Source organism: Shewanella baltica (assembly GCF_900456975.1).
GTDB classification, from domain to species: domain Bacteria; phylum Pseudomonadota; class Gammaproteobacteria; order Enterobacterales; family Shewanellaceae; genus Shewanella; species Shewanella baltica.
The window spans coordinates 2331955-2344938 of record NZ_UGYM01000002.1; the positions used below are offsets into that span (position 1 = coordinate 2331955).

Consider the following 12984-nt stretch of genomic DNA (forward strand, 5'->3'; position numbering starts at 1 on the left):
ATAAATTGAACTTGCAGTTTAAATTTGAATCAACAAGGAAAGAATATGATATTAAACCTGCGGACTCTCACCACTTCCTTAGTGATTATGCTTAGCCTAGGCGCCTCTGCCAACACAGCGCAGGCAAGTTCAAGCAGTCTCTCTTTACCACTTCAAGGCACATCAAGCCAGCCTCAAGACCTGACACTTGAACCCGCTTTTTGGTGGGCGGGGATGCACAATCCTGAGTTACAGTTGATGCTGTATAGCCGCGAGCTGCCTAGCTTACCGCAGCAGCTTAAGGTTAATATCCAAGGGCACGGCATCACGCTAAAAAGCCTTGAACACACTGATAACCCTCACTATCTGTTTATCAATTTAGATCTGAGCCAAGCTGCGCCGCAAACCTTTGAGCTGGTGATTTCCAGCACTGACTCGGCTTCAAAAACCAACAAGCCTCTTTATCGCCTGCCCTATACGTTGCAAGCGCGTGCTGAGGGCAGCCGTGAGCGCCAAGGGTTTAGCAATAAGGATGTGATTTACCTTATCACCCCGGATAGATTCGCCAATGGCGACACCAGTAATGACAATCAGGCCGATATGCTAGAGCAAGTTGCGGCTAACTTTAATAGCAATCCTAGCAACCCCAATTATCCCGATGCTCGCCATGGCGGCGATATCGCAGGGATCAGCCAGCACTTAGCGTATCTGGCAAAGCTCGGGGTGACTCAGTTATGGCTCAATCCACTGCTTGAGAATAATCAAGCCCACTATTCATACCACGGGTACTCAATTACTAATTTATACCGCGTTGATCCCCGCTTTGGCAGCAACGAGGATTATAAAGCCTTAGTCGCTAAGGCAAACAAGCTTGGCCTTGGGGTGATTAAAGATGTTGTCGTGAATCATATCGGCTCTAATCATTGGTGGCTCAACGATTTACCTAGCCAAGACTGGCTCAATGACGCCACAAAAACGCAGCTACATAATCGCGAATCCAAGCCTGACTTGATTCAGTCTGCCGAAACTAAATCCAGTGCTATGAAATCCAGCGTTACCAGCCCCCGTTTCACCAGCCATAGGCGCACCACAGTGCAAGATCCCTACGCGGCAGCGCAAGATCATATTGATTTTGTCGACGGCTGGTTTACCGACACTATGCCGGATCTGAATCAAAGCAATCCCAAACTGGCAACCTATCTTATCCAAAACAGTATTTGGTGGGTCGAGTACGCAGGACTTTCAGGGATCCGCGAAGATACTTATTCCTACGCCGACAAAGGGTTTCTCGCTAAATGGTCTAAGGCCGTAATGACTGAGTACCCGAATTTTAATATTGTGGGCGAAGAATGGACCGCAAACCCCATCACAGTGTCCTATTGGCAAAAGGGCAAAATCAATGCCGATGGCTATACCTCAGATTTACCCAGTTTGATGGACTTCCCGCTATATGAAAAATTAATTGCCAGCCTTAATGAGCCAGAAACTTGGGACACAGGTTTTATCAAGCTTTACGAGATGTTAGCCAACGATGTTGTGTATGCCGACCCCAGTAAACTAGTGCTATTTGAAGGCAATCACGACACCAATCGTATCTTCAGTTTAGTGAAAGAAAATATAGACTTATACAAGATGGCACTCACCTATGTACTGACCGCCAAACGCATTCCGCAGCTGTTCTACGGTACAGAAGTGTTAATGACCAGCCCGACAGAAGGCCGTCACGATGGCGTTGTGCGCAGTGATTTCCCCGGCGGTTTTGCCAACAGTGCCACTAACGCCTTTACCGGCCAAGGACTGAGTGAACCCCAGCGACAAGCACAGCAATTTGTCCGTACCCTACTAAATTACCGTAAACAATCCCCTGCGCTACAATCGGGCGACTTACTGCACTTTGTGCCGCAAGATGGCGTCTATGTGCAATTTCGTTGCGCATTAAATGCGCCATTATCTGCTGAACAAAAAGCCGAGGCGCTTAAGTCACTAATACAAAACAACTCTCTAACTCAACACAATGCCTGCACTCAGCCCTCGGCCGATAAAGTCATGGTGATTTACAATAAGAATGACAAGGCAGTCACGCTAGATATAAAGCGCTTTGCCAGTGTACTTGGCGATAGCGGCGCCGCTACAGATATCATCAGTGGCAAAACAGTTTCACTCAATCAAGCGCTAGCATTGCCCCACGCAGGGGTCACTATCCTCGAGCTTAAGCCTAATTCTAAGACTAAATCTAAGTCTAAGACTAAGTCGCCGCTGAATGCTGGCTTGCCGAGCCGCCAAGATTCAATGCTCACTAGGAATCAAGCTAACGCTTTAACGCGCGCTCATACTAACAACACTGCTATCAACCTAGCCAAAAACTCAACTCAAAAAGGAACTCAGCCTTGAGCTTTTTATCGCCTATCGATTCCAGAGTGACTCAGAGCCAACAAGCGGCTAAATTTCCCATAATGGCTTTACTGTCCAAAGCAGCGAAAGCCCCGCAGCGCCGACAGTCGCGGCATTCATCACTCAATTTATGTCTACAGTCTTTGTTTAATGCCTCTTTATCTAGTGCAGCTTTATTAACTGCCTCGCTTTTTTGCTTATCGGCAAATGCATCGGCGCAGGCGCTTGATAATGAGTTACAGCCAAAGTCTGAGAGTGAGGTTATGACGCTAAAACCTGTGGTATATCAGATTTTTACTCGCCTTTATGGCAATAAAAATCCAACGAATAAACCTTGGGGAACAATTGCCGACAACGGTGTCGGCAAATTTAATGATATCGACGATGTTGCACTCAATAGCATCAAGGACCTAGGCGTCACCCATGTGTGGTACACGGGCGTTCCGCACCATGCCTTGATTGGTGATTACAGTGAGATTGGCGTAAGCGCGGATGATCCCGATGTGGTAAAAGGCCGCGCAGGATCACCCTACGCAGTCAAAGATTACTACAACGTCAACCCAGATCTGGCGGTCAATCCTGCCAACCGTTTAGCCGAGTTTGAAGCGCTGATTGCCCGTACCCATCAACACGGCTTAAAGGTGATTATCGATATCGTGCCAAACCATGTGGCACGCCATTATCAATCGGTCAGTAAACCCCAAGGCGTGCGCGATTTTGGCGAAGATGATGATACCAGTTTGGAGTACGCCAAAAACAACAACTTCTATTACGTCGTTGATAACAGTGTGAAGGGAACGAAAGGACAAGCGCATGCCTTTGAGGTGCCAAGCTTACCCGCAGAGCTTAAACCGCTGGGCGGAGAAACTCACCCCTTAAGTGACGGTAAATTCGACGAATTTCCCGCAAAGTGGACAGGCAATGGCTCACGCTTAGCCAAGCCCGATGCTAATGATTGGTACGAGACAGTTAAAATCAATTACGGCGTACGCCCCGATGGCACCTATGACTTCCCTCGCCTGCCAGCCAAATTCGCCACTTTTACTGAAGCGCAGCATTACACTTTCTGGCAACAACACTTAGCCGAGATCCCAAGCTCTTGGATTAAATTCAATCAGATTGCCCAATATTGGCTAACGAAAGGAGTCGATGGGTTTCGATACGATATGGCCGAAATGGTGCCAGTGGAGTTTTGGAGTTACCTCAACAGCCAGATAAAACACACTAATCCCGATGCCTTTATCTTGGCCGAGGTCTATAACCCTAAGTTATACCGAGATTATATCCAGCTTGGAAAAATGGATTATCTGTACGATAAGGTCGATCTTTACGACACCCTAAAAGCCGTGATGGCGGGTAAAACCAGCACAGCTAATATCGCGGCGGATCAGGCAAAAGTGCACGATGTTGAATCCCACATGCTGCACTTTTTAGAGAACCACGACGAGCAACGTATTGGTAATGCATCATTTTTAGCGTCGCTACAAACAAATAGACCAACGAATAGCTCCCTAGAAACCCAAGCCGTAAATCCAAACTATGCCCTGCCAGCCATGGTAGTGTCGGCAACGATAGGTACTTCACCGACGTTAGTGTATTTTGGCCAAGAAGTGGGAGAAGCCGCCATCGACAATCCAGGCTTTGGTCATGCATCACGCACCAGTATTTTTGACTATGTTGGTGTCCCCGCCCATCAGCGCTGGATGAACAATGGCAAGTTTGATGGTGGACAATCAACGGCGCAGGAAACATCGCTGCGGGCTTACTATCAAAAGCTATTGAATCTAAGCACAGGCAAAACTGCGCCTGCACTGTTAGGCCAATATTATTCACTCGATGCCGCGAATCGCAGCAAGAAGAATGCGACTCAAAGTCATATCATTGAAAGTAACAGCGCTCAAAGTATGAGTACTCAAAAGAGCACTGTAAACGAAACAGGCTATGACGACAGCACCTTCGCCTTCGCCCGCTTCGAGGTAATATCTCAGACCTCAAAGCAGACTCAAAAGTTGATTGTAGTCAGTAACTTCAGTCAGACCGAATCAAAAGCCTTACAGCTCAAGCTCCCCAAAGAGCTCATCCGTCAGTGGCAATTAAAGGACGGTGTATATCCGCTTAAGGATTTACTCGAAGATCATCAAACAAGCCAGCTACTGCTTGAACAAGGTGAAGGCAAGATAGTGCTCACACTAGCCCCGCTGTCGTCGGCGATTCTCTCGCTCACCATTGTAGCAGATGAGCGGAAAAGTGAGTCCGCGAGTAAGCAACTGAATGAGTAAGCGGCTAAATAAGTATACGGCTGAATAATAAAGGTCGAATGCGTTAGTTAAATGATGTGGCCTGCTTCAGCGAGATAACACGTTGCCAAATAAGACCCGCCATCTTAGGATGATGGGTCTTAATCTAATAAGAACATATACCAATCGTATAAAATATCTGTTCATTCAGCGTGAGTTCAACGCGCTTTAGACAAGGCGAAGGCTTGAAGGCATAGTGGTGCTCTGTCGAAAGCCTTAAACGCAGTATAAAGCGCGTTGCCATGCCGTTAACATCAGCCGCCCTTCGGGAGCCTCACAGGCATCCCACTCCCGTGTTGCATTGACTTAAAAGGGAATGACCATTTCTGCGTCAATGCGCCTTGGATTGAAATGCCTGTGAGGCTCTGAACTGATTAGATATTTAATGTGATTGTATTACTCTGCACAAAAGAATAAATACTTAGATGCACTGCTAAGACAATATCTCAAACGCGATATTAGGAAACCTATGTTACTCGGCATACACCACGCGGCAATTATTTGCAGCGACTATGAAAAATCCAAACATTTCTACGTGACGATTTTAGGGCTCAAGCCGCTGGCGGAACATTATCGAGCGCAGCGCAGCTCCTTTAAACTCGATCTACAGTTGCCGGATTTAAGTCAAATCGAGCTGTTCTCTTTTACCAAGCCGCCACAAAGACCGAGTTATCCCGAAGCTTGTGGGCTTAGGCATTTAGCCTTTAGGGTACAATCCATTGATGAAACCGTTGCACACTTGCAGTCACATAATATTGAAGTGGAAGCCATTCGTATCGATGAATACACAGGTAAACAATTCACCTTTTTCAGCGATCCTGACGGTTTACCCCTAGAGCTTTACCAAGTGTAAAATCACAATCGGAACTCAAACGAGCTGCAAATATAAAAACGTGTTTAACGCTGCTATGAGGTCAAAATCCGAAGTCACTGTATCAATTGTCAATATAAGTAGCAGTTCGAGAGCCAATTACAAGTAGCAGTTCAAGTCACAGTGTGAAGTCTCAATATGAAGAAAGCTTAATCGCCGAAAGTCTGCTTTAGGATTACACTCACTGTGCTTAAGAACTCATATTAAGAGCTAATATTACAAGCTAAGCCAACGAACTAATATTATGAGTGTTTACTACAAGCTAATGAATGGGCTATTACGACAAACTTAAGTCGATGCAGAAGATAAGAAGGAGCAAGGCGTGCTAGATAATCCCGCGGTACTGATTTGGAGCATGCTATTTGGTGTCTTCGGCATAGGTTTCTTCACCTATGGCAAACGCCAAGGCGCGCCCATCCCCCTCGTCGTTGGGATAACCCTGATGATCTACCCTTATTTTGTCAGCAACCTAATCTTACTCGTCTGCATCGGCATCGCCCTCATCGCGCTACCGTATTTTGTGAAGTTGTAACCGTAAGAGTCAGTGCAAAATTCATATAATCCACTGAGTTTTTACCACTTCAGCATAGGAATGCCATTGCTTATCCACTTTCCTATAAATTAAATTTCGATTCATTTCATCAAGTGAATGGCAGCCCGAAGCGGCCAATAATGCCAAGAAATCGTCCAACATATGTTGGTGATAATTGCGGACTCTTTTCCACTTTTCTGCAACCACTAAGCCTCGCACTAATGTGGGGTTATTTGTGGTGACGCCTGTAGGGCATTCATTGGTGTTGCATTTTAGGGACTGAACACAACCCAAAGCCAGCATCATACCCCGAGCGGAGTTACACACATCAGCACCAATACAAAGGGCTTTAAACAGATCAAAAGCGGTAAAAATCTTAGTCGCCGTAATCACTTTTATGTCTTTTTTGAGCTTGTAGGTATTGAGCGTATCCACGGCAAAAATCAGTGCATCTTCCCAAGGCATACCGACATAGTTTGAGAAATCGATGGGGGCGGCGCCAGTTCCCCCTTCCGCTCCATCCACAGTGATGAAATCGGGTTTGATACCTGTTTCGAGCATTTTTTCACATATTTCAATAAACTCTTGTTTACTGCCTATGGCAAGTTTGAAGCCGACTGGTTTTCCGTTGGATAACACTCTCAATTGCTCAACAAACTGCAATAACCCTTCTGCATCGCTAAAAGCGGAATGGCCGGGAGGTGAAAGCACATCGGTATTGGGTTGGACACCTCTTATTTCAGCAATTTCCTGATTATTTTTAGCTGCAGGAAGTACCCCTCCGTGCCCGGGCTTTGCACCTTGTGAGAGTTTGATTTCAATCATCTTCACCTGCTCCCAATTGGCCTTTTGTTTAAATTTTTCCGCATCGAAACAGCCATTTTCGGTGCGACAACCAAAATACCCTGTGCCGATTTCCCACACTAAATCGCCACCTTGTAAATGATATTCTGATATACCGCCCTCGCCGGTATCATGAAAAAAATCACCTGCTTTAGCGCCCAAATTTAAGGCTTGGATTGCATTCTTACTCAAAGCGCCAAAACTCATGGCTGAGATATTAAACAGGCTGGCACTGTAAGGTTGTTGGCAATCTTTCCCGCCAATGATAACCCTTGGCGGAGTGTCCATTTTCTTCGCCGGATAGATGCTGTGCTGCATCCATTTATAGTTATCATCATATACATCGAGCTGAGTGCCAAAGGGGCGTGTTTGATTTTGCTCTTTGGCTCGCTCGTAGATGTAATTGCGATGATTCTTGTTAATGGGTTTGCCATCAGTATCGGACTCAACGAAATATTGATGCAGCTCTGGGCCTATCATTTCTAATAGGTAACGCATATGTCCGATGACAGGAAAGTTTCTCAGTATCGAGTGTTTTGTTTGAAATAAATCATACAATCCAAGCAGCACGAGCGAAGCCACCAGCATAATCAAACCCGCTAAAGGCCAGAGTATAATGCCTATGATGGCGACAAAAATAACCAGGACAATTGTGGTGAATCGAATGGCTTGCTTCATGATGTTTTATCATAACTCCCGTAAGTATTTTAAATCGTTCTTGGTCGTATCGACGATTTCGGCAAATTTTCCATTGACCATTAATTTTGTCATCGATGCTGCAAAGCCTTTTACTTGCTCGAAGTTTAAGGTGGGTGGCATTGCCAAGGCATTGGGATCAGTAAAAATATTGATTATCGCAGGTCCCTTATGCTTGAATCCATTTACCAGTGCGAGTTCCACATCTTTGGACTCCGTCGCCTCCCATGCAGCAATGTTCATCGCCTCTGCTAATTTTATAAAATCAGGATTAACCATACCCGTCTGCCACTCCATATAACCTTCTACCCGCATTTCAAGCTTCACCATAGCTAACGAACGGTTATTAAAGATGATGATTTTGACAGGAATTTGATATTGGCTAATGGTCATTAAATCGCCGAGCAGCATTGAAATACCGCCATCGCCACAAAACGCAATCACTTGCCGGTCTGGTTGTGATAAGCCTGCCCCCATCGCCATAGGCATAGCATTCGCCATCGAGCCATGATTAAAGGAACCTGTCAGGTAACGATTGGCTCCCGCCTTTAAATAACGCGCGGCCCATACGGCGCTCATGCCCGTATCAACGGTAAATATCGCATCATCATCGGCGAGTTTATCCACCAAATGGGCAACATATTCTGGGTGAATATTTTTTTCAGAACCCTTTTCTTCCACATAGCTCTCATAGATAGCTTCAATTTCTTGATGCAGTGAACGGGTTTTGTCGAGAAAATCCGTGGACGTTTTGACATCAATTAACGGCATAAGATCTTCAAGGGTTGATTTAATATCACCACAATAGCCCAAGTCCACTTTAGCTCTACGGCCTAATTTTTCGGGTTTAGTATCGATTTGAATAATTTTGCATTTTTCTGGAAGGAACTCACTATATGGAAAATCCGTGCCCAGCATCAACAGGACATCGGCTTGATGCATAGCTTCAAAACCGGATTTATTGCCTAACAGCCCATTAAGTCCAACGGCATAAGGATTTTCTTTACGTTCAAAAAATATTTTGCCTCGAAAACTATATCCCAACTGAGCGTTAAGCCTTTCGGCCAATTCCATCACTTCTTCAACGGCATAGCGACAACCATGGCCACAAAACAGCATCACTTTGTCATGTTCATTAATGACGCTTGCCAATTCTTCAAGCTGTTTATGGCTTGGGGTTATTCTGGGTTGAGTGTAGAAATTTTTATTCGCCGTATGCACAGATTCCAGACTTGCTGAAGCCACATCACCGGGAAGCCCGAGCACAGCGACCCCTTTCTTGCTGATGGCATGCTGAATCGCCGTTTGTAAACCATTGACAGCTTGTTTAGGGGTATTGGCGAGAAACACATATTTTGAACAATCTTGAAATAACGATTCGGGTCTTGTCTCTTGAAAATTGTCCAATCCCATTTTTTCAGTATGAATAGTTGAAGCAATCGCAATAACCGGATTTTCAGCTCTATTAGCATCATAGAGTCCATTGACTAAATGAACATGCCCAGGACCACTGCTACCCATGCAGCAACCGATACCATTTAGCTCAGCTTCCATAGATGCCGCATAGGCGCCCGCTTCCTCGTGCCTGACATGGATCCATTGCAGTCTGCCATCCCTTCGTACAGCATCATTGACCGGATTAAGACTATCGCCAGTCACGGCATAAACTCGCTTAACACCCGCTTCTACCAGCATTTCGACTAGATGATCCGCTACGTTTTTTGACATAATTGGCTCCAACGTTTAGATAAAAAATTTCTATATTAATGACCAAGCTAGCCTGCACCTACAAAGTGCGGTTTATCTTGCCCCAGACAAAACCCGCCAGATAAAAGAGGATACCCATGGTCGCAATCCACGTCTGAAATCGCTGTTGAGCAATTCACTTCGAGCTTTCAGCCAACATTATTCTCATGGTCATGCATACGCCCTGCGTTATTTGCGTTTTATATCAGCCACTCTTTATCCGGCAATCCCAAAAGCAATGGCGCTCACCGACAAAATAACAATGACTGCCAAACCAACATCCAACACGTTAGGAAGTTTGCAGTAATAAAGCACATCATCTATTTTCCCAAGGATGGTCAACACCAGAAAGTTCGACTGTGGAATGACCTTAAGTTGCGGCTCAAAAACCTTGACCGCCAGCTTGCCACTCTCGACCGCCGCCTCGATGCTCCACACATCCGCCGTCGTTTGGGTATGAGCGCCTGCAAGAACTAGGTTAGATATGGTCGTCTTTTGCTGTGGTAGATATTGTTGGGTATGGGTCGAGTTCACCCATTTGGGCTGCGCCGATGTTATGCCTTCAGGAGAAAACGCCCATTCATGCCAAACGGTGATGTTTACGATGGAAAAATCTAGCCAGCTTTTACCGCCGTTAGCCTTTTTGACCAATTCATCGAGGGCATGACTCTGTTTTAATTGAAATAACACTTCATCCAGAAATTGTTCCTCTGTGCATTGTTCCAAACAAAGGCCATGGACTGGGCCAGGGACTTTTGAAACACAAGCCGTGACAGTCCACAGTGATTGAATATCGTCCCCCAGAGAACTCGACTCTCCCCACGCTTGTTCCTGAGCAAACAATGTCAGGTTAAAGGCGGAGTCTGAAATAACCAGCGCGCATCTTTTCCGCGGCCAAGACATTGGCTCTTTGAAGCCAATTCTGAAGGACACTTGGGTGTGCGGCCCCTGTTGTACCAAGGGTTTAAAAAGATTGAGTTGCGGTTTATTTTGAAGCTGCGGGTTTCTGTCTAGAACATCTGCCGCAGAAAAGGGATTGAGTGCGAGGACATAGATATCGGCCTGAACGGTTTCGCCATTGGCGAGCTCTGCCGCTGTGATGCTGTTATTCTCAAAACACAAACGATGAAGTGGGGTCTGCCAATGAAACTCGACCTGCTTTTTCTTCAGATCATCGACCCATTTATCAAACCAAACTTCACTGCTGGGCCCGTTAAGCAGCAACCATCCCATACGAGCCTTGTGTTCCCACGGCCCGCCTTCACTGTCTGCTTGATGATACGAATACTTGGTGACTAATTGCTTACGGAAAAAATGCGCCACATGATGGAAAGAAACATGACACCAGTCGGAACCTACCCAAGGGCCAAAAGTGGAACTCCAGGTACTCAATGTCGAAGCGGCTAAATAAGGTCGCCAAGCTTCTTTCGCATTGATATTACTGTACTTTTGGCTACTTCGGGTATTTGAACACCATGCTTTTCCCATTAGCCAACACCAAAGCCATTTTTCTTTGGTCGTCATACTAAACAGGTTTTCCACATCGACATTGCCGGAGTGAGAGTCACCAAAGTGAGCCGCACCTGAATTAGGCGCTAAGCCGAATACCACAGGCCGTGAAAGAATATTGTCATAGAGGCTGGAGTGCTCATCAAAGGGGATCTCCTTGATGAGTTCGAAAAAATTGTTATACCAAGGACCCATTCCATGCCAAGAGTATTCAGAAGGCATGCCCTGCTCCTCTTTCCTTCTGGCACTTCTAAAAAAACCGCCCGCATCCGCATTCGCCTCGAACACCTTGACTTGATAGCCAAGTTTTGCAAATTCATGGGCTGCCGTTAGTCCAGCAATACCACCACCAAAAATTGCGACACTTTTCGATTCTGTGGCTGATTTTATTAATGATTCTGTGGCTGATTTTGTAGATGTAGACATAGATTCGGCTACCATTGATCACCTCTTAATATTGTCACCGCTCGCTCTTACGCGGTGCTAGGGTGTGATTTTGCGGTTTCATGTTGCTCTTCATCCAGCCAATAACCAGGACGACCATAATGGTTGTAGATAGATATTTCCGTTTTACGGTCCACTGGCATCAATGGGTTATATGGCGGAGCGTCTTTCACTGCCTGTCGTGTCAGGTTGACTGACGCCTTGGCATCCGGCCAACTCACATCTTCAATCCAATCTGCAGGAATGAGCACTTGATGACCTAGCCACCAGTTACTGGTATTCACTATCAGGTATCGAATGGCCCAAGTCTCTTCATCGATAAGCAAGTCCTCTATGTGGCCAATGTCACCGTCGCTAGCATGAATGCGGTAGTCGATTACCGCCTGAGAGCTACGCAGATGCATATCGTCATCTTGATGCTGCTCGGCTTTAACCGCCCTAACCCCTTGTGGATCTTCGTCATTGGGCCGCGAAACCAAGTCGACGTATCCCGTTAACATCAAATTCGGGTACACACTGTCGCCCCACATCCCATAACCACCCCAATAATATGGATAGCCGTAGTACTTAAGTAAGCGGATTTCTTGCTGGCGAGAGACGGGAGTTTGAGTGTTAATGTCGGGGCTGTTCTCAACTTGCTCTTTTGTGATCGAGACGGGTAATTGCTTGCCCGCCCAGTTTGCTTGGCCTATCGAGATGGGCGAAATCAATACTTTTCGACTCGAAAGCCAAGTACCTGTATCAACAACAAGATAGCGAACGCACCAAGTTTCGTCATCAAAATAGACATCTTTGACATGCCCAATATTGCCATCTGTAGCACTGATTACGTAGTCTTCCATATGTTTAACGGTGCGTAACATAAGTACTGTCTCCTTCACATGCTTGATTTTTTAACAGAGGATGCAATATACGAATCATCGTATGCAAAAAGCAGTATTGCTGTCGGTGCGCTATAGAACATGGGAGTGATATTAATGCAGTTATGAGTGCAATTGATGCGCCGCCAAATGCCTATGCGTCGAGTTCGCAGCTAAATCCACCCTATCACACTGAGACCAGACCTCAAGTAATTCGCCATAGAGAAAGACAATCGGTAATGTCTATAGCTGTGGAGTTCATGGTTGTGGAAAAATTTTTGAGGTCTTTTTTGATGTCTTTTTTGAGGTTTTTTCTGAGGTCAATGTTGAAATCAATATTAACAATGACATAACGCACTTTGGGTTTAGGTTCAAGCAAAGCGAATAGACGTAGTCGTTTAACGTCAGTCCGCTTTTAGGTGCTGACAACCACTAGATAAATGTCGTTCCTGTTTAAAATGTTCACACGAGATCCCAGCGATAAATCCAACCGCGCCGGCTTGTCATGACATTCATGATCAGACACGCATAAGTATGTCCCAATCACTCGTCCTCTCGACCTCTATTTCATGGTGAATGAGTGTCATAGTGAATTTTCCCACGGTTGTTGGCGCAGTCCACCACACGCCTTACATGGGTTCCTAACACAGATTACTGAGCAATTGTCGCTGTTTTTGTGTTTGCACCCGCATTTTCTTTTTCTTGGATGACTTTCAGTTTTCTACGTTTTTTTTCGTTGTTGGAATCGTTCAGCCTTTCAAGGTTTTAGCCGCCAACTGAGCCATCAAAAAAATGATGGCCCACGAGGAAAATATA

At 45.7% G+C, this 12984-nt stretch carries 8 protein-coding genes; 4 read left to right on the top strand and 4 right to left on the bottom strand.

The annotated features are described in order from the left end of the window. The first annotated feature begins 45 nt into the window (after positions 1 to 45). The 4 genes from DYH48_RS10420 (at position 46) to DYH48_RS10435 (ending at position 6070) form a co-directional block, all read left to right on the top strand. Positions 46 to 2370: a glycoside hydrolase family 13 protein gene (locus DYH48_RS10420; protein WP_115334722.1), complete on the top strand. Its 2325-nt coding sequence runs from the start codon at positions 46 to 48 to the stop codon at positions 2368 to 2370. Then, complete coding sequence (locus DYH48_RS10425) at positions 2367 to 4649, top strand: alpha-amylase family protein (protein WP_115334723.1); 2283 nt, start codon at positions 2367 to 2369, stop codon at positions 4647 to 4649. Before DYH48_RS10420 ends, DYH48_RS10425 begins: the two co-directional genes overlap by 4 nt. A 487-nt stretch (positions 4650 to 5136) precedes the next feature. Then, the gene (gene gloA2 / locus DYH48_RS10430; protein ID WP_115334724.1) at positions 5137 to 5520 is read left to right on the top strand and encodes an SMU1112c/YaeR family gloxylase I-like metalloprotein; all 384 of its coding nucleotides are present in this window, start codon (positions 5137 to 5139) and stop codon (positions 5518 to 5520) included. Between the two features lie 340 nt (positions 5521 to 5860). Continuing rightward, complete coding sequence (locus tag DYH48_RS10435; protein WP_006081509.1) at positions 5861 to 6070, top strand: hypothetical protein; 210 nt, start codon at positions 5861 to 5863, stop codon at positions 6068 to 6070. 21 nt (positions 6071 to 6091) lie between these two features. Here the strand turns inward: DYH48_RS10435 and DYH48_RS10440 are convergent, their stop codons facing one another. The 4 genes from DYH48_RS10440 to DYH48_RS10455 all read right to left on the bottom strand — a co-directional run bounded on the left by DYH48_RS10440 (position 6092) and on the right by DYH48_RS10455 (position 12171). After that, positions 6092 to 7591, bottom strand: coding sequence for an FMN-binding glutamate synthase family protein (locus DYH48_RS10440; protein WP_115334725.1), 1500 nt, complete (start codon positions 7589 to 7591; stop codon positions 6092 to 6094). 9 nt (positions 7592 to 7600) lie between these two features. After that, positions 7601 to 9337, bottom strand: a complete 1737-nt coding sequence (locus DYH48_RS10445) for a thiamine pyrophosphate-dependent enzyme (protein ID WP_115334726.1) — start codon at positions 9335 to 9337, stop codon at positions 7601 to 7603. Positions 9338 to 9571: 234 nt separating this feature from the next. Then, positions 9572 to 11290 carry an FAD-dependent oxidoreductase gene (locus DYH48_RS10450; RefSeq protein WP_227500710.1) on the bottom strand — a complete coding sequence of 573 codons (1719 nt, stop codon included), beginning with the start codon at positions 11288 to 11290 and terminating at the stop codon, positions 9572 to 9574. A 47-nt stretch (positions 11291 to 11337) separates the two neighbouring features. Next, positions 11338 to 12171 carry a PRC-barrel domain-containing protein gene (locus DYH48_RS10455; RefSeq protein WP_115334727.1) on the bottom strand — a complete coding sequence of 278 codons (834 nt, stop codon included), beginning with the start codon at positions 12169 to 12171 and terminating at the stop codon, positions 11338 to 11340. Between the last annotated feature and the right edge of the window lie 813 nt (positions 12172 to 12984).

Bases quoted from the DNA above. Each gene is read 5' to 3' on its own strand.
- DYH48_RS10420 (WP_115334722.1), top strand. From the start codon at position 46: ATGATATTAAACCTGCGGACTCTCACCACTTCCTTAGTGATTATGCTT.
- gloA2 (WP_115334724.1), top strand. From the start codon at position 5,137: ATGTTACTCGGCATACACCACGCGGCAATTATTTGCAGCGACTATGAA.
- DYH48_RS10440 (WP_115334725.1), bottom strand. From the start codon at position 7,591: ATGAAGCAAGCCATTCGATTCACCACAATTGTCCTGGTTATTTTTGTC.
- DYH48_RS10445 (WP_115334726.1), bottom strand. From the start codon at position 9,337: ATGTCAAAAAACGTAGCGGATCATCTAGTCGAAATGCTGGTAGAAGCG.
- DYH48_RS10450 (WP_227500710.1), bottom strand. From the start codon at position 11,290: ATGTCTACATCTACAAAATCAGCCACAGAATCATTAATAAAATCAGCC.
- DYH48_RS10455 (WP_115334727.1), bottom strand. From the start codon at position 12,171: ATGTTACGCACCGTTAAACATATGGAAGACTACGTAATCAGTGCTACA.